This window comes from Sunxiuqinia dokdonensis, assembly GCF_001270965.1.
Classification (GTDB): domain Bacteria; phylum Bacteroidota; class Bacteroidia; order Bacteroidales; family Prolixibacteraceae; genus Sunxiuqinia; species Sunxiuqinia dokdonensis.
The window spans coordinates 1-19,866 of sequence record NZ_LGIA01000211.1 but is presented as its reverse complement, the minus strand read 5'-3'; the positions used below and the strand labels follow the sequence as shown (position 1 = coordinate 19,866).

General features: G+C 45.1%; 15 protein-coding genes. 12 read left to right on the top strand and 3 right to left on the bottom strand.

The window, feature by feature from the left end; genetic code table 11:
* The first annotated feature begins 169 nt into the window (after positions 1-169).
* The 12 genes from NC99_RS20215 to NC99_RS20165 all read left to right on the top strand — a co-directional run bounded on the left by NC99_RS20215 (position 170) and on the right by NC99_RS20165 (position 16,621).
* Positions 170-475, top strand: a complete 306-nt coding sequence (locus NC99_RS20215; RefSeq protein ID WP_053188359.1) for a helix-turn-helix domain-containing protein — start codon at positions 170-172, stop codon at positions 473-475.
* Positions 468-1,340: a DNA adenine methylase gene (locus NC99_RS22405; protein WP_204375074.1), complete on the top strand. Its 873-nt coding sequence runs from the start codon at positions 468-470 to the stop codon at positions 1,338-1,340. Before NC99_RS20215 ends, NC99_RS22405 begins: the two co-directional genes overlap by 8 nt.
* The gene (locus tag NC99_RS22400) at positions 1,333-2,385 is read left to right on the top strand and encodes a DNA adenine methylase (protein WP_204375073.1); all 1,053 of its coding nucleotides are present in this window, start codon (positions 1,333-1,335) and stop codon (positions 2,383-2,385) included. Before NC99_RS22405 ends, NC99_RS22400 begins: the two co-directional genes overlap by 8 nt.
* Positions 2,385-3,419, top strand: coding sequence for a DUF7226 domain-containing protein (locus NC99_RS20205; protein ID WP_053188356.1), 1,035 nt, complete (start codon positions 2,385-2,387; stop codon positions 3,417-3,419). The genes NC99_RS22400 and NC99_RS20205 overlap by 1 nt, the downstream gene beginning before the upstream one ends.
* Before the next feature lie 482 nt (positions 3,420-3,901).
* Positions 3,902-4,558, top strand: coding sequence for a hypothetical protein (locus tag NC99_RS20200; RefSeq protein WP_053188352.1), 657 nt, complete (start codon positions 3,902-3,904; stop codon positions 4,556-4,558).
* A gap of 177 nt (positions 4,559-4,735) precedes the next feature.
* Positions 4,736-5,914, top strand: coding sequence for a tRNA 2-thiouridine(34) synthase MnmA (gene mnmA, locus NC99_RS20195; protein WP_053188350.1), 1,179 nt, complete (start codon positions 4,736-4,738; stop codon positions 5,912-5,914).
* A 257-nt stretch (positions 5,915-6,171) separates the two neighbouring features.
* Complete coding sequence (gene pheT / locus NC99_RS20190) at positions 6,172-8,625, top strand: phenylalanine--tRNA ligase subunit beta (protein WP_053188347.1); 2,454 nt, start codon at positions 6,172-6,174, stop codon at positions 8,623-8,625.
* 203 nt (positions 8,626-8,828) lie between these two features.
* A complete protein-coding gene (locus tag NC99_RS20185) occupies positions 8,829-9,758 on the top strand; it encodes a DMT family transporter (protein WP_053188345.1) in 930 nt (309 codons plus the stop codon).
* A 92-nt stretch (positions 9,759-9,850) separates the two neighbouring features.
* A complete protein-coding gene (locus tag NC99_RS20180) occupies positions 9,851-10,417 on the top strand; it encodes an RNA polymerase sigma-70 factor (RefSeq protein ID WP_157625107.1) in 567 nt (188 codons plus the stop codon).
* A gap of 82 nt (positions 10,418-10,499) precedes the next feature.
* Positions 10,500-11,618, top strand: a complete 1,119-nt coding sequence (locus NC99_RS20175) for a FecR family protein (protein WP_053188338.1) — start codon at positions 10,500-10,502, stop codon at positions 11,616-11,618.
* Positions 11,619-11,818: 200 nt separating this feature from the next.
* Positions 11,819-15,061 (top strand): TonB-dependent receptor, encoded by a 3,243-nt coding sequence (locus tag NC99_RS20170; RefSeq protein ID WP_204375072.1) that lies wholly within the window; start codon positions 11,819-11,821, stop codon positions 15,059-15,061.
* A 48-nt stretch (positions 15,062-15,109) separates the two neighbouring features.
* Positions 15,110-16,621 (top strand): RagB/SusD family nutrient uptake outer membrane protein, encoded by a 1,512-nt coding sequence (locus tag NC99_RS20165; RefSeq protein WP_053188332.1) that lies wholly within the window; start codon positions 15,110-15,112, stop codon positions 16,619-16,621.
* Positions 16,622-16,723: 102 nt separating this feature from the next.
* Here the strand turns inward: NC99_RS20165 and NC99_RS20160 are convergent, their stop codons facing one another.
* The 3 genes from NC99_RS20160 to NC99_RS20150 all read right to left on the bottom strand — a co-directional run.
* Positions 16,724-17,674 carry an NADP-dependent oxidoreductase gene (locus tag NC99_RS20160; RefSeq protein WP_204375071.1) on the bottom strand — a complete coding sequence of 317 codons (951 nt, stop codon included), beginning with the start codon at positions 17,672-17,674 and terminating at the stop codon, positions 16,724-16,726.
* 209 nt (positions 17,675-17,883) lie between these two features.
* Positions 17,884-18,627, bottom strand: coding sequence for a rhamnogalacturonan acetylesterase (locus tag NC99_RS20155; RefSeq protein ID WP_053188329.1), 744 nt, complete (start codon positions 18,625-18,627; stop codon positions 17,884-17,886).
* 13 nt (positions 18,628-18,640) lie between these two features.
* A partial coding sequence (locus NC99_RS20150; protein WP_053188326.1) for a glycoside hydrolase family 28 protein occupies positions 18,641-19,866 on the bottom strand: 1,226 nt, incomplete at its 5' end.

The window sequence follows — 19,866 nt, the reverse complement described above, 5'->3', positions numbered from 1 at the left end:
TTGTTGATGGGTCAAAGACGAAAAAGTGATATCCTACAATTTCAAAAAGTTATAAATGAAGGGTCCATCATTCAAATTGAAAAGTATGTTGAAAAATTGAATCTTAACTACTCCAATTCTGATATTACATGCTTATATTTGACAAATATTGTCAAGAGATAATTTTCAAATGGATAAATTTGGTGACATAATAAGAAAAAAAAGAGAAGAAAAAGGAATGCTTTTGCGACAACTTGCCGCTATGATTGATGTGGATACCGCCATATTAAGCAAAGTGGAACGTGGAGAACGAAAAGCTAAAAGAGAACAAGTGATAAAGTTAGCTAATCTTCTTGATACAGATACCGACGAATTATTGACAATGTGGCTAGCTGACAGAGTCTATGGAATAGTAAAAGATGAAGAAACCGCAGAAGGAGCTTTGAAGGTTGCCGAAAACATATTGAAGTACTCAAAAAATCTAAAAAATGTATAAAGAAAACCAAGATTTAAATATTGCTATCGTTGATGAACCTCTTGGTTTGTTTCCAAAAGAGGTAGCGATTAAGCCATTTCTCAAATGGGCTGGTGGCAAAACTCAATTATTAGGTGAACTACACAAGTATATTCCAAACAATTTCAATAAATACATTGAACCATTTATTGGTGGCGGAGCGATGTTTTTTAGTTTAAATCCCAATGAATCTATTATTTCAGACTCGAATGAAGAATTGATAATCACATATCGCCAAGTAAAGGAAGCAGTGGATAGTGTTATTGGACACCTTGAAATGTTTGAGCATGATGAAGAGTTTTACTACAGCATTAGAAGTCTAAATCCAACCGATTTAGAGTACAGCTATCGGGCAGCAAGGTTGATATATTTAAACAAGACCTGCTTCAATGGACTTTATCGAGTAAATAAAAAAGGTCAATTCAATGTGCCATACGGAAAGGGAAACGGTAGCTTTTTAAACAAAGATGTTTTAAGAAATGCAAGTGAATTCCTTCAAGACACGAAAATTATTAATGGTGATTACTTGGCTGTATTAAATGAGTTTGCTGCCGAAGGTGATTTTATTTTTTTAGACCCACCCTACTATCCCGTGGGAAAATATTCTGACTTTAAGCGTTACACGAAAGAGTTCTTCTACCATGAAGATCAAGTTAAGCTTAAAAAAGAGGTCGATAGGTTAGTCAATATTGGATGTAAGGTCGTCTTAACAAACTCTGATCATGAAGTAATCCTCGATTTGTATTCGGATTATAAAATTGATGTGATTGAAACACGAAGAATGATAAGTAGCAACTCAAAAACCAGAACAGGAAAGGATATCATAGTAGTAGGTGGTTATGTATAGCAATCAAATTGAAATAGAAGAATCTGTTGATCAGTTTTCCCTGTTCCCAGGAACAAGATACATGGGGAGCAAAAATAAGATCATTTACAAGATGTGGGAAACATTAAGACATCTAGAATTTGAAAGTTTCTTAGATGTTTTTGCGGGAAGCAATGTAGTTTCATATTTTATCAAAGCGAAGGGCAAGGAAGTCATTACCAATGACTTTATGTCTATTAGTTACTATTTTGCTAAAGCTATCGTGGAAAACTCATCAACCATCCTAAATGATGATGAACTGAATTTACTTCTAGAAACTCCTTCTGAAAAATCATTTATCTCTGAAACTTTTAGAGACCTTTATTTCACCGAGGAAGAAAATAGTTTTCTAGATCAAGTCCGAGCAAATATTGAGTTAATTGATAACGAATACAAAAAAGCAATCGCTATATCTGCCTTAGTTCGAGCTTGCATGAAAAAAAGACCGCGTGGAATCTTTACTTTTATTGGACAACGATATGATGATGGCCGAAAGGACATTCGTAAAACTTTGCGTGACCACTTCATTGATAATGTTCAGGATTTTAACAATGCTGTTTTTGACAATGGAACAGTCTGCCAAGCCAACAACACATTGAGCCAAGATTTAAATATAACCGCAGATTTAGTTTATCTTGACCCACCATACTATTCTCCAAAGTCTGATAATGATTACGTACGCAGATACCATTTTGTAGAAGGATTAGCTAAAAATTGGGAAGGGTTGGAGATCCAAAATCATACCATAACTAAGAAATTTAAGAGTTATCCATCGCCTTTCTCAAAAAGAGAATCTGCATTCGATGCATTTCACTCGTTGATAGATAGACATAAAAATTCTGCTATCGCCATATCCTATTCTTCCAATTCAATTCCAACAAAAGAAGAGCTTACGAACATTTTGAAAGAATATAAAAGTGATGTGAAAGTCTATGAAATAGATCACACTTATTCTTTCGGCAATCAGAATCACAAAACAGGAAACAAGTCAAATCGAGTTAAAGAATATCTTTTTATTGGAACATAATGAGAATACCCAGTAACGAAATACCACAGGCTGATAATCTTATAGATGTGGTAAGGACAGTAATAGCTGTATCGCAAGGAGCAAGAACATTTCAACAAATAGCACAATCTATTGGCAAAGTTGACAGGCAAGGTCGATATTATCGAAAAGCTGCTGAAATTGTTGGCATGATTTCAACTCCAAGGACCAATGAATCCATTCTAACTCCACTTGGGCAAACATTTGTACAAACTGATCCTGTTTTAACAAATCCTGCTCTCTTAAAAGGCATACTTAATTCAAGAATATTCCAAAGAATTATCCCCTTTTTGGAATCAAAAGGACCTAATGGAGTTTCTCGTCCTGAGTTTGAAACATTTCTAATCACCACCGCAGATTTCGGTGCTGCATCGATGGCACCAAGAAGAATCAGCACAATTATTAGCTGGCTGGTTGAATTGGGAATTATTCAAGTCTCCAATTCCAGGTACATATTATCCAATCAAACCATTAATCAGCGACTTGAAAACATTGAATTCGATAACTCTGATGAACCACTACTTCCAAATCCAAATGATCTAAATGAATATAATATAGTTCAGCAAAGAAGTTCATCTGCAAGGGAAGCAATAATTACGTATCGTGATACGGCAGCTATAGAACGTGCGGACAATGCACATAGACATCTAGTAAACATCACATCAGAAAGGATTAGGAATGTCGGCGCATTGCCAAAATACAATCAGCTTATAGATCTTGCGACTCATATTGACGGGAATGACTACATATTTGAAATGAAATCTACTACTACAACTAACGAGAAATCACAGATGCGTGCCGGCTTAAGCCAACTGTATGAATATCGATTTTTGCAGAATAAACCAGCAGCCAAACTTATTTTGGTTATTGAAAATCCACTCTCACCAAAAGAACAGTGGAGACATAGTTATTTAGAACAAGACAGAGATGTTTATCTTGTCTGGGACGGAGACAATGAACTCTATGGAAATGACAAAACAAGAAATGATTTAGAATTCCTAGGAATAATCTCATGACATTCTAACACAGATTCGCTTGCGGACAGCGTAGTAGTAAAAAGGCCAATACACCTCGCTCCCCAACTCCCCCCGTCTTAGCGAAGCGGTGCCGGGCTGTGCTGCCAGTTCCCGATTGCATCGGGGCTGTCGTTTGTAGCGACAATACACAGAAGTGTTTGAAAGTACACCTACAAAAAAAATATTTCAAAAATCAAATACCAACAAAAGCAATTTTCTTTATATTTAACAATCAGTTCCGAAAATCAAGCCCAGGCAAAGGAAGTACGAAGCAAAACGAATGAAACCCGAAGCAAAGGCCATTCAACTTGAAGCAGCCCAAATGAAAGAAGAAGCAGCCCAAATGGAGGTCGAAGCAAGGCGATTGTAACGCGAAGCAATGCGATTGTAAGTTGAAGCAAGGCAATTGTAAGCCGAAGCAATGGAAATGTAAAACGAAGCAAAACCAATGTAACTAGTATAACCCTTTAAATTTAACTTTTATGGCAACAAGACCTAAACAATCAGAAGCCGGCACGATGGAAACTTATCGTGTGGCCCTGACAAATGCGGAAACACAACCCGAAATTGCAACAGTAATGGCCGACTTGGGCTACGACTCGGTAAAAATTACCGAGGGAAAGACACTCCTCGCAGAAACGCGTTCTATTTACGATTTCAACAAAACTGAAGATGACGAAACCTCTGCCGCATCGGCCGCATTCGCCGATAAAAAAGCAGAATTAGAGCGTATTTTTAAGCTCCACCGCAAAAAAGCAAAAGTCATCTTCCGCAAGGATAGCTTAACAGCCGATAAATTGGCCGTTTCGGGCGAAATGCCGCGCACCTACATCAAATGGCTGGAAGCTGCAAGAAAATTCTATAGCGAAGCCACCGCCGATACCGATATTCAAACCAAATTGGCACGCCTGGCAATCACCGCCGACAACTTAACCGATGCAAACACCTTAATATCCGAATTGGAAGCCGCCCGGGCCGAATATCTGAAAGAAACAGGTGAATCGCAAGAGGCAACAAAAGCCAAAGATGCCGCCTTTGCCAAGATGGACGACTGGATGAGCGAATTTTACGCCGTGGCTCGCATTGGACTGGAGGATAAACCACAGTTGCTCGAAGCCCTCGGCAAAGTGGTAAGATAAGCCCCATAGCTGTCCCTTTCCGAAGAGCATCGGAAAGGGGCGGCTGGCTGTTTGTAACGACAAATCTGCGTCCCCTTTCCCCCAAATCATCCTTCATCATAAGAATCTGCGTCCCCTTCACCCCGAATTGCCTATTTCCGAATTTCGTTCTACTTTTGTCGCTCAATTAATTGAACGATGAAAAGAGTAGTGATTGGACTTTCGGGTGGCGTTGATTCGAGCGTGGCGGCTTACTTGCTGAAACAGCAGGGCTACGATGTGGTGGCCTTGTTTATGGTGAACTGGCACGACCGGACGGGCGCCATTACGGGCGGCTGTACCTGGGAAGACGATGCCATGATTGCCGAAATGGTGGCCAAGAAACTCGATATGCCTTTTCACATTGTCGACCTGAGCAAAGACTACAAAAAGCGCGTGGTTGACTACATGTTTGACGAATACAGCAAGGGACGTACGCCCAACCCCGATGTGCTGTGCAATCGCGAGATCAAGTTTGATATTTTTATGGATGAGTGCCTGAAATTTGGCGCCGACTACGTGGCCACCGGGCACTACTGTCAGAAAACCGAATTTGAAAAAGACGGCCAAATGATTTACCAGCTGCGGGCGGGCGAAGACAACAACAAGGACCAAAGCTATTTCCTGTGTCAGCTGAACCAGCAACAACTGAGCAAAGCGCTCTTCCCCATCGGGCATCTGGATAAGCCGGAAGTCAGACGAATCGCAACCGAGCAGGAATTGCCCACCGCCACCCGGAAGGATTCGCAAGGCATTTGCTTCGTGGGAAAAGTCGATCTGCCCACCTTTCTGCAACAGCAACTCGAGCCCAAAACCGGCAATGTAATTGAAGTTCCGGCAGCGTTTATGGCCAAGAAAAAGGCGGTGGAAAAAACACCGGAGAATTTCAAAAAATTGTGTTTCGCCTATCCCTACAAACCGTGGAACGGCCAGGTGATTGGCGAACACCGCGGGGCCCATTTCTACACGGTTGGCCAGCGCAAAGGACTGAACATTGGTGGACACGAAGAACCCTTGTTTGTGATTGGAACCGATGTGAACCGCAACATCATTTATGTAGGCGAAGGAACGGATCATCCCGGCTTATACCGCCCCGGCTTGTTTATTTCAGAAGCGGAAACCCACTGGATCCGCACGGATTTGAAAATGGCCGTGGGCGAAACACGTACTTACGATGTCCGCATTCGCTATCGACAACCATTGGAAAAAACCACGCTTTATCAACGCGAAGAAGGACTTTATCTGCTGTTTGACGACGAGCAGCGCGGCATCACAGCCGGCCAATTTGCGGCCTGGTACGATGGCAATGAACTGCTTGGATCGGGCGTGATTGGGTAAAATACAGGTCATTAATTGTCATTCCTTGTCATTGGATCGTCATTGGTTGGTGACGGAAGCTGCTGGCTGGTATCTTGAAGCAGGAATGACACCAACTTTATTCCAACTATTTTACGGGCTAGCCACAGCCTGTTCCACATCATCCCGTTCACCCCAATTATTCCCCATTTGCGGCTTTGCCTCAGCCCAAAAAATGTTTACTTTTGCAGGTCTCAAAAAGACTGACATTCTCAAATTCAGCTTAAAGCAATACAATTATGAATATTTCCTACAAGTGGTTAAAAGACTATATAAACACTGACCTGACTCCACAGCAACTGGAGGGCATACTCACTCAAACCGGCCTCGAAATTGGTGGCATCGAAGAAGTTGAAAGCGTCAAAGGCGGGCTTCGCGGCCTGGTGATTGGCGAAGTGGTGACCTGCGAAAAACATCCCAACTCGGATCACCTGAGCAAAACAACTGTCAATGTAGGCACTGGCGATCTTTTGCCCATTGTTTGTGGCGCGCCCAATGTAGCGGCCGGCCAAAAGGTAGTGGTAGCCACCGTGGGAACAACGCTTTACAGCGGCGAAGAAGAGTTTGTCATCAAACGGGCAAAAATCCGTGGCGAAGAATCGCAGGGTATGATTTGTGCCGAAGATGAAATTGGCTTGGGAGCCAGCCACGACGGCATCATGGTGCTGCCAACCGATGCAGTGGTAGGAACACCCGCCAATCGATATTTCAATGTTGAATCCGATTATTCCATCGAAGTTGACCTGACCCCAAACCGAATCGACGGTGCCTCGCACATTGGGGTGGCCCGCGACTTGGCGGCTTACCTCAAGCAGGAGCAGGACATCAGTTATACGAAACCATCGGTTGATGCTTTTCAAGTTGATGACCACAGCCTGGAAATCCCGGTTGAAGTGAAAAATCCGGAAGCCTGTCCGCGGTATGCTGGCGTCACGCTCACCGGAATCGAAATCAAGGAGTCACCCGAGTGGCTGCAAAACCGGCTAAAAACCATTGGTCTGCACCCCATCAACAATGTGGTGGATATTACCAACTACGTGTTGTTTGAAACCGGCCAGCCGCTGCACGCCTTCGATGCCAGCGAGATTACCGGCAACAAAGTGGTGGTGCAAACCCTGCCCGCCGGAACCAAATTTACCACTTTGGATGAAGTGGAGCGCGAATTGCACGAAGATGACCTGATGATTTGCAATACCGAAGCCGGCATGTGTATCGGTGGTGTTTTCGGCGGTATCCAGTCGGGCGTGAAAGAAACCACCACCAGCATTTTCCTTGAATCAGCCTGCTTCGACCCGGTTTATATCCGGAAAACAGCGCGACGTCACGGGCTGAACACCGACGCTTCGTTTCGCTTCGAACGTGGTACGGATCCCAACGGCGTGTTGTACGCCCTAAAACGTGCAGCCTTGTTGATTAAAGAAATTACCGGAGCTAAAATCTCTTCGGAAATCGTTGATATCTATCCTGAGCCTATCGAAGATTTCAAGGTCGATGTGAGCTATGCGAACATCAAACGACTGATTGGAAAAGATTTGGGGGCCGAACGCATTAAACTAATCTTGGAAGGGCTGGAAATTAAAATTGAGCAGGAAACTGAAACTGGTCTGTCGCTTTCGGTGCCTCCTTATCGGGTGGATGTGAAACGCGAAGCTGACGTGGTGGAAGAAATTTTGCGAATTTACGGATACAACAATGTGGAAATTCCGAGTAAGGTGAATGCCTCTTTGCAATATTCGGCGCCCCACGACCCGGTAAAAATCCGCAACCTGATGGCCGACATGCTGACGGCCCAAGGCTTCAACGAAATATGGTCCAACTCGCTCACCAAAGCGTCATACTACGAAAACGGCCAAACGCTGAACGACGAGCACACCGTGAAGCTGTTCAATCCGCTGAGCAACGATTTGGGGGTGATGCGCCAAACCTTGCTCTACGGAGGTTTGGAAGCCATTGCCTACAATGCCAATCGCCAGAATGCCGACCTGCGACTGTATGAATTTGGCAACTGCTATTTCCACAACGGCACCGATTTAAAAGCCGATGTGATGAAAAACTTCCGCGAGGAAGAACACCTGGCTTTGTTTATCACAGGCGACAAGGAAAAAGAAAGCTGGCTGTCACCTCAAACGGCAAGCAGCTTTTTTCAGCTAAAAAGCTATGTGGAAAACCTGCTGGCAAAAATGGGATTGAAATCGGAAAACCTGAATACCGAAGGATTCAGCAACGAACTGCTTGCTGAAGGAGTGATTTATTCGACCCGTAACGGAAAAAAAATAGCTGAATTCGGGATCGTTCACCCCAAACTGAAAAAGCAGTTTGAAATTGACAACCCGGTTTACTATGCCGATTTGTCGATGGACAACATCATTCTGGAGCAGCGCAACAACAAGACCTTGTTTAGTGAATTGCCCAAGTACCCGGCGGTACGTCGCGATTTAGCCCTGTTGCTGAACAAAGAGGTGCAGTTTGCGCAAATTCGCGATCTGGCCTTTAAAGTTGAAAAGAAATTGCTGCGCTCCGTTGACTTGTTCGACGTGTACGAAGGACAGGGAATCCCGGCAGACAAAAAATCCTATGCGGTAAGCTTCAGCCTGCGCGACGACGAAAAAACGCTGAACGATAAGCAAATTGACAAGATCATGCAAAAGCTGATTTTCCAGTTTGACCGCGAGCTGGATGCAAAACTGAGATAGGAAAAAGTGTGAATGGGTGAGGGCGAGAAGGTGAGAGACTAGTCTCAGTGTTCAGGCACAGGCTCAGGCACAGGCACAGTTACAAGCACAGGAAAGCTGCAAGAAAGAAGATTGAACCATATTGATGCAAATAAGTCCAGTCAAGCATCAAGGATCGTGCATCAAGGATCTAGCATCGAATATCGAGCATCAAGCATCAAGCTATGACCAACAACCAAAAAGGTATTGCGTATGCCGTTGTTACGGCTTTCTTTTGGGGTTTTCTGGCTATTTTCCTGAAAATAGCGGTTCAGGAAGTCGCTCCACAAACCATCGTGTGGTTCCGCTTTGTTGTGGCTTTTACCTTGTTGGCGGGCTGGCAACTGATCAAGCACCCCCAAAGCCTGCGCATCCTGATCCGTCCGCCACGCTTACTGGTTTTGGCGGCCATCGGCCTGTCATGGAATTACCTGGGCTTTATGCTTGGCATTCATTACACCAGTCCAAGCAATGCCCAATTGGTTATTCAAACGGGGCCGATTCTACTGGTCCTGGCCAGCGTCATCTTCTTTAAAGAGAAAATCAGAAAAATGCAGTTGCTGGGTTTTTTCATTGCAGCCGTCGGTTTTGCTTTTTTCTACAGTCAGCAAATCAAGCTGATGATTGGACAAGAAGGACAGTACAACATGGGGGTACTGCTCACCTTCAGCGGTGCGCTGGCCTGGGCCACCTATGCCGTGCTGCAAAAACGCCTGGTGATTTCGCATGCCACAGGAACCTTAAATTTATTTCTGTTTGGTTTTCCGGCCCTTATTTATCTCCCGTTTGTTGACTTTGCCCCACTGCTGGAACTGAGCTGGATTTGGTGGGCCATTTTGGTTTTTCTGGGAGTCAACACGCTGATCGCCTACAGCTGCCTGGCCCAAGCTCTGAAGTACACACAGGCCAACAAAGTCAGCATCATTGTCATCCTCAACCCCATGATTACCTTCGCGGTGATGGGCATCCTCAGCAAAATGAATGTCAGCTGGATTGAAGCGGAACGGTTTTCGGTGCTCTCGTTCTTGGGGGCGATCATTATTTTAGCCGGGGCAATTTTGGTTGTCGGACGCAAAAAAAGCAAAGCGATACCGGCAAAACCCAACGAACACTAATTGTAAGAAGCCCGTGCTTTTTATTTTTGTTCAATCAAGTATTTGTGATTTTATCCTTATATTTTGCCCATCTTAACCGAATCGTTTTCCAAGTGGGACTACTGGCCGAAAAAATACTATTCGAGCAATATTTTAAAGACTACCATTTTATGTTGGTCGCCTATGCCCAAAAATTCGTCCATGATGAAGAAGTGGCGTACGACCTGGTTCAGGACGCATTTCTAAACCTGTGGCGAAATTTTTCCAGCCTGTCCAACCCGAAGGCGGCGAAAAGCTACCTGTTCACCAGCGTACGAAACAATTGTCTGAATCATCTGTCAAAAAAATCGGTTCGAAATAAATATTCTGAAGAAAGTCTCCGGCAAAAAATCGAAGAGATTAACGACTACCAAACCGCCTATTCCAGTCTTCTGGAAAAAGAAATAGAAGAAAAACTGCGAAAAGCAGTGGCCTCCCTGCCCGAGAAATACCAGCAGCCGTTTCGCTTGAGCCGTTTCGAAAACCAGTCAACCAAGGAAATTGCCGAGCAACTGGATCTTCCTGTCCGCACGGTTGAAACCCGGATTTACCGTGCCTTAAAACAAATCAAAATCGAACTTCAGGACTACTTGTTGCTGTTCTTTGTTCACCGACGGGCCAATAAATTCCCTTCAAAATAAACTCAAAATTAATTTTTTCAGAAAATATTTGACGTAGCCCATGTTCCTGACCTGTCTTAGTTTTTAGATAGCAAGACAGGATATGGAAGTAGAAGACAAATACAAACGACTGTTGATCGGCCAGCTCAGGGAAGAACTCACCCAAAAGGAGCAAAACGAACTATTTGCCTGGGTATATGAATCGCCCCAGCATAAAAAACTGTTTTATGAGCTGAAAGATATTTGGGACTCATCAAAGATTGCCCAGCCAAAAAATCAAGACAGGCAGCAGGAAGAGTGGGCAAAACTATGGACGGAGATTGAAAAACTGGAAAAGAAAACCGACACATTAGACGGTTTTCTTTGGAGCCGGAATTTGCGTGAAATTTACAAGATTGCAGCCATTTTGGTTGTTGCTTTTGGGGCCAGCTGGTTTTTACTGAACCAGCTTCAGACAGACGACTACAATACGCTGGAAGTTCCCTACGGCGCCCGGACCAACATCACCTTGACCGATGGCACCAAAATCTGGCTCAACTCGGGAACCACATTTAAATATCCCGCCAAGCTAGATCAAAAAGATGTGGATGTTTTTCTGGAAGGAGAAGCTTTCTTTGAAGTGGCGCACTTGAAAAACCGCAAGTTCAATGTCAAAACCTCAACCATCAACATTCAGGTGTTGGGAACAAGCTTCAATGTAAAATCATACGATGATGATGATCAGATTGAAGCAACATTGGTTAACGGCTCCATTCGGATTGAAGGTCAGCTGGACCATAAAACCATCAGAGAGCCCATTCTTCTGAAACCCAACCAGCAAGCAACCTTTGTCAAAGGAAAGTCCGATTTTCAGATCACCCGGATAGCCGAAAAGAGCCCGCAAGAAGATTCGCTGAATACACAGGCACCCGCAACAATCCCGTTGGAATCAAAAGCCTCGCTGACCATTTTTGAAAAAGTGAAAGTGGAAGACTATACTTCGTGGAAAGATCATGTGCTGGTTTTTAAAAGCGAACCGCTTGTAGACCTGGTCAGGCAAATGGAACGATGGTATGATGTAAAAATTGAAATTACAGATAAGTCCTTAAAATACTCGCGCTACACCGGCACTTTTGAAAATGAAACCATAGAGCAAGCCATTGAAGCGTTAAGTCTCTCCCTCCCTTTTGATTATACGATTGATAAAAATGAAATAGAAATATTAACCAAAAAAGATTCGTAACAAACTTTGATTTGCCTATGACAAAACCTTTTTAAAAGAAAAAATCGGAAAATGCGCCAACATTTCCCGATTTCAGTTCAACCGCCTTTAACGCGGTCATTATTAAAAGTGTAAACTAATAACGTTCTAAAATTATGAAAAAAAAATGTAAAAGATGGATCTTCCCGAAAAATCGGGGTCTATTTAAAATTTTGATTGCTATGAAATTTATTTTGCTACTCCTGCTCCTAACTGTTCACTCTTTCGGGTCAGTTTATTCGCAATCAACGAAACTTTCAGTTGACCTGCACAATGTGACCACGGTTCAGATTTTGGAAGCCATTGAAAGTCAAACTGAGTTCAAATTTCTTTACAACGATGATTTACTTGATGCCAACAAGTACCACAACATCAAGTATAAGAATAAAACCGTAGAAGAAATTCTGGATGAAATTCTGGCGGGCACGGGAAATTCGTATTCCATTATGGCCAACCGCTTAATCGTCATTACGCCATCAGACTCACCGGTTCAGCAAGCCGGAACCATTACCGGAGTGGTTAGTTCAAAATCGGGCGAGTTACTCCCCGGGGTCAGCGTCATTGAAAAGGGAACAACGAATGGAACGGTGACTGACCTGGATGGACAATACAGCCTCCGCGTAAGCTCGTCGGATGCCGTGCTGGTATTCTCCTTCATTGGTTATAAAACACAGGAAGTGCAACTGAGCGGCTCCAACTCGGTAAGCGTCGAGCTCGCCGAAGATGTGGTTGGTTTGGACGAAGTCGTCGTTGTCGGTTACGGCTCGGTAAAGAAAAGTGATTTGACCGGCTCGGTATCGACGGTGAAAGCGGAAGATATCGCCGCTTATCCCTCCGTTGATATGGCGCAAGCCCTCCAGGGCCGGGCAGCTGGTGTGCAAATTTCGGCAAACAACGGCGAACCGGGATCCTCTTTTAAAGTGCGGATCCGCGGCGGTACATCGATCAACTCGTCTTCCGATCCGCTGTATGTGGTTGACGGCTTTCCCGGTGGAAGTTTGCCTCCTGCCGAGGACATCGCGTCCATCGAGGTATTGAAAGACGCATCAGCTACTGCAATTTATGGTTCGAGAGGCGCCAATGGCGTGGTAATGGTGACCACGAAGAAAGGCCAAAGTGGCAAAACCAAGATAGAATTCAACACCTCCTATTCGATGCAAAAAGAAATCAACCGGCTTGATTTGCTTGGAGCACAAGACTTTGTTGACTATGTGAACGATGCCAACCCGGGAACGCTTCCTTCTACACCCACAGGCAATACCAACTGGCAAGATGTGATCTTTCAAAATGGCGCCATCCAAAACTATCAACTGTCCTTTTCAGGGGGCAACGAAAATGTACGCTACTATGTTTCCGGTGTTGTTTACGATCATAAGGGAATCATTATCGGTTCGAAATACAAGCGTTACTCGGTAACCAGCAATGTCGATTTTAACCTCACTGACCGGATAAAACTGGGAGCCAACCTTTTTGCTCAGCGTACTGACCGCGACGGCTCGCATACCCAGGAAGGCAGTGGTGGCACCAACAATACCGGGATTATCGCCTCTGCATTTACCATGGCACCAAGTATCGCAATCCAAAATGATGAAGGTATTTACACCCTGTCGCCGGTGGGTGACCCGCGCGACAACCCCTACGCCATTGCAACCGAACGTCAAAACAATGCGGTTGCCGACATTATGCAGGCCAATTTCTATGGTGAATTGAGTATTGTCGACAACCTCAAATTCAGAACAACACTAGGCGCTAAAACCTATAACAACCGCGATGGTTTGTACATTTCGACCAAACTGAATGCCGGACGAAATGTTGGGGGTTCAGCACGTATTAATGCCAATAAAAACACCGACCTGATCAGTGAAAATTACTTCACTTACAACAAACTATTCAGCAACATTCACGACCTGACTTTAATGGCCGGTTATTCCTACCAATACTATACAGGCGAGTTTTGGGGAACAGGAAGTACCGAGTTTGTCACCGACGACTTTCAGTGGTGGAATCTTGGAGGTGGCTCCATCCCCAACAACTCATCCAGTTGGAACAAGTCAGAATTATCTTCCTACTACGGTCGGCTGAACTACAAATTGAAAGACAAATACTTGCTGACTTTGAACGCCCGTTATGATGGTTCATCGCGTTTTGCGGAAAATGAAAAATGGGCTTTCTTCCCTTCCGGAGCACTGGCGTGGAATGTAGCTGAAGAAAGTTTCATGGATGGTTTAAGAAATCTCAGCCAATTAAAACTTCGCGGAAGCTACGGTATTACGGGGAACCAGGCTATTGGACCATACCAGTCGTTAGCGCGTTTCGGAACTGTTTATACCATCATTAATGGAAGACCGGTCAATGCGGTTCGCCCAACTTCGGTTGCCAACGATAACCTGACCTGGGAAAGTACAGGACAGTTGGACATCGGGTTTGATCTCGGACTTTTCGATCAACGCATTTACCTGGTAGCCGATTATTACCGGATGAAAACCAGCGACTTGCTTTTCAGCCTTCCATTGCCCGAATATTCCGGGTTCCCAAGCATGATCGACAATATTGGCAGCGTTGAAAACAAAGGATTTGAGTTTACCTTATCCACCGTCAATATTGAAAAAGAACTGAACTGGAAAACCGACTTCAACATTTCATTCAACCGAAATAAAGTATTGGAACTTCCCGACGGCAATGATATTCTCTACGCAGCCAATCCCGGGCATATGGTTGGATTTGGCGATACCCATGTCCTGCGCGAAGGCGAACCTGTTGGGGTATTCTTTGGATATACTTACGACGGTGTTTATCAGGAAGGAGACACCTTCTTGCCAGGCGCTGGATTTGAGCAAGCTGCTGGTGGCGAAAAGTACAAAGACATCAGCGAAAATGGCACACTGGGCAACGAAGATCGCTCGATTATCGGAAATCCCCATCCCGACTTTATTTGGGGAATGAACAACGCCCTAAACTACAAAGATTTTGACTTAAACTTTTTTATACAGGGTTCTCAAGGAAACGATGTGTATAGTTTTACGCTGATGGAGCTGGAATTGATGGGCGGTGTAGCCAATTCAACCACTCGGGCTTTAGATCGCTGGACACCAACCAACACCAATACAGATGTGCCTAGAGCTAACTCGGGGCGCGCCAGAATTTCATCAACGCGTTGGGTTGAAGATGGAAGTTATGTACGAATGAAAAACATTTCGCTCGGCTATCAGGTTCCTAAATTCCACCTGCGTCGGCTTGGATTGGCCAGTGCACGAATCTATGTAAGTGGTCAAAACCTCCTGACCATAACGGGCTACCGAGGCTATGATCCGGAAGTGAATTACAACTCAGGCGGCAATACCAACTCAAACCGGAATCTGGGATTGGATTATGGAAGTTATCCTAACGCGAAATCCTATACCGTCGGACTACAAGTCACTTTTTAAAAACGGGTCTATTCCATCGAATATCATGAAACAAAAAAATTGAACGAAATGAAAAAATATAAAGTAATAACACTCTTCCTCCTCTCCATTTTTGTGCTTAGCTGCAATAACTTGGAGGAGACCCCGATGACGGACATCGTTCCGCAGGGCTTTTTCAAAGATGAAGCTACTGTTGAAGCTGCCGTTTTAGGAACTTACGGCTACATTGCCGCGGAACAATACTGGGGTAGGAAATATACACTAACGATTATGTTGCAAGGAGATATGGCGGATATTGGTGAGCGCGGAACTCCTGCCAGAAGACAACAAGTCAACGATTTTAATTCCGACTCAAACAACGGAATGATCACTGAAATTTGGCCTCGATCTTATCAAATCATCAGTGCGGCCAATTATGCAATCCTCGGAGCTGAATCTCTGCCCGACGCAGATCAAACGATTCTGTCCCAGCTAACAGCAGAAGCCCGGTTTGTTCGCGCATTTATCTATTTCAACCTGGTTCGCATGTTTGGTGACGTGCCCTACATCGGCGAAGCGATTAGTGACCCGGCATCGGTCAGAGATATTTCAAAAACACCAAAAGAACAAGTGTATGAGTACATCATTGCCGATCTGGAATTTGCAACGCAAAATCTAACGATGGTTCCTGCCGACAATTCCCGCTCGAGGCCTTCGGTAGGATCAGCCCACACGATGCTGGCCGATGTTTACCTTACTTTGGGAGACTACCCAAAAGCCTACGAACACGCCAAATGGGTGATTGACAACGAAGTCAGTCTGGACTACGCACTGGAACCAAACTTTCAAAATTTGTTTGATGCCACGAAGCAGGACGCGACAAAAGAACACATCTTTTCGTTCGACTTTTTGGGATCGCAAACAGGCCCCGGATCAACCAATGATGACATCACAGGTGCCTTAACCGGCATACGCGGAGCCGATATTCAGGGGTGGAGTGTTGCTGTCCCGGCAATGCCTGTTTATGATACGTGGGATCCGCGCGATTACCGAAAAAAGGTGAGTTTTGAAGATACAACAATGATAGGCGGCCAACCTGCACCGTATACGCAATACGAAACCGTGAAAAGGCCTCATATCGCCAAATACTTCCGGTATCCTGGAAATGCGAACGGCGAAGCTCGGTACTCTGATCACAACTATGCAGTTTATCGTTATGCCGAGGTTTTACTGACGGCTGCCGAAGCATTAAATGAAGTAAGCGGGCCAACAGATGAAGCCATCGGCTATGTTAATCGTATTCGGGCACGGGCCAGAAACTGGAATGGAACGATGACTGATTTTCCGGCCGACGTTCAATCCGGAATTTCAAAAGATGATTTCCGGGAGCTTGTCCTTGATGATCGCCGGCTAGAACTTGCTTTTGAGTTCAAGCGTTGGTACGACATTCAACGCCGCGAGCTGGGCAACGAGGTTTTTAAAGGTGCCAATTCATTGGAACCACACGAAAACTTTGATCCTACGAAACATTATTTGCTGGCTATTCCGCAGGATGAGTTGGACAGAAATCCGAACCTGTTACCTCAAAATCCGGGCTACTAAAACAACAACTAAACCTGATTGATTTGAGCCGGCTCCATTGTGGGGCCGGCATTTTTATTGAATGAATTCCGGGCCAGTTTGATGCTTATTTCGTTCACCTTTTTATACATTCACCACCACTTTGCCCACCGTGTGGCCTGTTTCAACTTGCCGATGAGCGTCTGCCATCTGATTGAGCGGATAAGTGTGTGATACGTGAGCTTTAAGCTGTCCTTTTTCGAACCAGTCAGCCAACCATTTCATATCATCGCCGCTGGATTCAACCAACATTGTCAAACCTTTTATTCCTCTGGCCCTCGCCTTTTCGCTGACCTGCTCATTCATACCTGACACAATGCTGACAATCGTTCCGTCGGTCTTCAGCGTTTCCAGTGAGCGATCAATATAATCGCCGCCAATGGTGTCCAACACAAAATCGACAGGCTTGACAACCGACTCAAACGCCTGCGCTTGATAATCGACATGCTCGTCGGCGCCAAGCGAAAGTACAAATTCCCGGTTTTTAGCCGATGAGGTTCCAATAACATACGCCCCAAGCTGCTTGGCGATTTGCACCGCAAAATGCCCCACCCCACCCGCTGCAGCGTGGATGAGCACCCGGTCGCCGGCAGTCACTTTGGCGTGGCGCACCATGGCCTGCCAGGCAGTGAGTGCGGCCAAGGTGCCGGCAGCAGCTTCCGCAAAATCAATATTGGCTGGTTTCAGCGCCAGATGGCTGGCCGGCACCGCAACATATTCGGCATACGCTTTCCCATGGCCAGGGAAATTCACCATGCCAAACACTTCATCTCCCGGACTAAAGTGCCCGACTTTGCTGCCAGTTTCTTTCACCACACCAGCAATATCCCAACCCAAAATCAGCGGATTTTCCTTTTCCAGCCTCCCGGCCAACGCCTTTCCGTTTCTTGTTTTGATATCTACCGGATTTACACTTACGGCTTTCACTTGCACCAGCACCTCATCATCGGCAAGGACAGGATGTGGAATTTCGGTGAGGAGCAAATTCTCAACCCCTCCAAAATCACTTAAAACAATGGCTTGCATGCTTTTCATTTTTGAAGTTCAACTCAATGTCTCCTATTTCAAGTCCCTTCTTCCCAATTTTGTTCAAATAGCCTGCGGATTTGGTTCCTGAAAAATCGAATGTACACAAGCAAAAAGGCATCCTTTCGAATGCCTTTTTCCACTTGAATTGAAACTTGCCTTTTCAGCCATTAACCTAAACCAATTTTCAAACTTCCACTAATCTCTTAAATCGTTTTTTACTCTTTCAGGACAATATATTCCGCCAAATCCAACGGAAATTTCGCCAATTCTACTGCCACCAGTTCCGCCACGGTTAAAGCTCCGGCAACACAAAGGTGCGTGTCATCCTGTCGCCCCGCGGGAAAACGTTCGGTGGGCTCCGTCCACAAGTATATTTCTTTCGAAGGTTCGTCGCCCATTTCCTGAACCATGCCCGCTGTTAACCGCTGCAAATCGATCAGCGGAACATCCAGCCGTTCGGCTACCTGTCGCATGGCCTCCGGATACTCTTTGTGCGTATCAATCAGTCGACCGTTTTCATCAAACTTCCGGCGAACAATGGAGGTCAGCAAAATTGGTATTGCCGCTTTGTCCCGGCTTTCGCGCACATACTTCTCCAGGTTCTGCGAATACGTTCCATACGGATCGGTGTAGCGGGTACTATCTTTGTCCTTCTGGTCGTTGTGCCCAAACTGGATGAAGACATAATCGTCTGCTTTCAGGCTGTCGAGCACGACCTGCCATCGTCCTTCGGTAATAAAACTCTTGGTACTGCGCCCATTAACCGCATGATTATGGACGGTCACCTGTTCGTTGAAAAACTGATCAAAAACCTGTCCCCAACCCGTTTCGGGATACACTTCGGCCTTCTTGTTCGACATGGTTGAATCGCCAACCATGTAAACATCGACTGGCTTTTGCACCTGTGAGCATGCCGCCAGAAACAGAGCCAGTAGTGCAATGCCAAATTTCGTTTTCATATTTCGTTATCGCTTACTGTTGTGTCACTTTGACGGCTTCAGAATCTACATTCTCATTCAGTAACAGCATTTCATCCGAAACGTCACCTGTGCTTAGCACAATGTCCACATTCTTTGTTTTTGAACCATTCACCGAAATAATGGGATGGCCTCCGGTTTCAACCGCTAAATCTTTGATGGAAACATTTTGCGCATTGTAAAAATTAACCGCAGGAAACTTGCTTGTTTTCAGTTTCAGGTTGTTGACCCTCACACCATTGGCATCCATGCAAAACAGTCCGTTTTCAGCTTCCATCACCAGGTTCTCCAACAACACATTCTCCAGGTTCATTTCCGGAAGTCCCTGTAAATAAATAGCTTGCTTGGCTCCTTTTACCGTCACATTTTTTATCGAAATATCTTTAAACTGAGGAGTTTCCTCGGTCACTTCCATCATTTCTGATTCTCCATCGTTTTGGGCTTGCTGCTCCAGCATCTCAGAAACCGACAGCCCGCCATAGTATAAGTTGAATGAAATGGCATTGGTTGGAATATCAGTCATGTCGATGTCAGAAATGTAAATCCCTTCAACCACGCCGCCACGCCCGCGGGTGCTTTTAAAACGCAGACCAACATCGGTACCCATAAACGTACAACCCGAAACGTGCATGTTTTTCACACCGCCCGACATTTCACTTCCAACGGTTACCCCGCCATGGCCGTGATAAACAATGCAGTTTTTGATAATCAGGTTTTCAGTGGGGATGCCGCGGTCGCGACCATCCTGGTCTTTTCCTGACTTGATGCAAATGGCATCGTCGCCCACATCGAATCTTGAATCATATAGTACTGTGTTTCTACAAGATTCAATATCGATTCCATCGCCGTTTTGAGAATACCAGGGATTGCGGACATCAATGTTTCGAACAGTCAGGTTTTCGCACATCAGCGGATGAATATTCCAGGCCGGCGAATTCTGAAAAACCGGTCCGTCAAGCAACACTTTATTACAGCTCACCAGACTGACCATCACCGGGCGCAGAAAGTCTTTTATTTCTTTGAACTCTTCCATGCTTGTGAATTGAGTCGGTACATTCATGTCGCTCATTTCAAAACCTTTTTTGAAACTTTCAGACGGGAACCAACTCGTTCCGCTTTCATTGACGATACCACCCGAAGCGACCAGTTTTTTCCACTGCGCATCGGTCATCTTCGAGCGCTTTACCTGCCGCCAGGCATCGCCCGAACCATCAATGACAC

Bases quoted from the DNA above. Each gene is read 5' to 3' on its own strand.
- NC99_RS20160 (WP_204375071.1), bottom strand. From the start codon at position 17,674: ATGAAAAGCATGCAAGCCATTGTTTTAAGTGATTTTGGAGGGGTTGAG.
- NC99_RS20200 (WP_053188352.1), top strand. From the start codon at position 3,902: ATGGCAACAAGACCTAAACAATCAGAAGCCGGCACGATGGAAACTTAT.
- NC99_RS20165 (WP_053188332.1), top strand. From the start codon at position 15,110: ATGAAAAAATATAAAGTAATAACACTCTTCCTCCTCTCCATTTTTGTG.
- NC99_RS20170 (WP_204375072.1), top strand. From the start codon at position 11,819: ATGAAATTTATTTTGCTACTCCTGCTCCTAACTGTTCACTCTTTCGGG.
- NC99_RS20215 (WP_053188359.1), top strand. From the start codon at position 170: ATGGATAAATTTGGTGACATAATAAGAAAAAAAAGAGAAGAAAAAGGA.
- NC99_RS20205 (WP_053188356.1), top strand. From the start codon at position 2,385: ATGAGAATACCCAGTAACGAAATACCACAGGCTGATAATCTTATAGAT.
- NC99_RS22400 (WP_204375073.1), top strand. From the start codon at position 1,333: ATGTATAGCAATCAAATTGAAATAGAAGAATCTGTTGATCAGTTTTCC.
- NC99_RS20185 (WP_053188345.1), top strand. From the start codon at position 8,829: ATGACCAACAACCAAAAAGGTATTGCGTATGCCGTTGTTACGGCTTTC.
- NC99_RS20175 (WP_053188338.1), top strand. From the start codon at position 10,500: ATGGAAGTAGAAGACAAATACAAACGACTGTTGATCGGCCAGCTCAGG.
- pheT (WP_053188347.1), top strand. From the start codon at position 6,172: ATGAATATTTCCTACAAGTGGTTAAAAGACTATATAAACACTGACCTG.
- NC99_RS20155 (WP_053188329.1), bottom strand. From the start codon at position 18,627: ATGAAAACGAAATTTGGCATTGCACTACTGGCTCTGTTTCTGGCGGCA.
- NC99_RS22405 (WP_204375074.1), top strand. From the start codon at position 468: ATGTATAAAGAAAACCAAGATTTAAATATTGCTATCGTTGATGAACCT.
- mnmA (WP_053188350.1), top strand. From the start codon at position 4,736: ATGAAAAGAGTAGTGATTGGACTTTCGGGTGGCGTTGATTCGAGCGTG.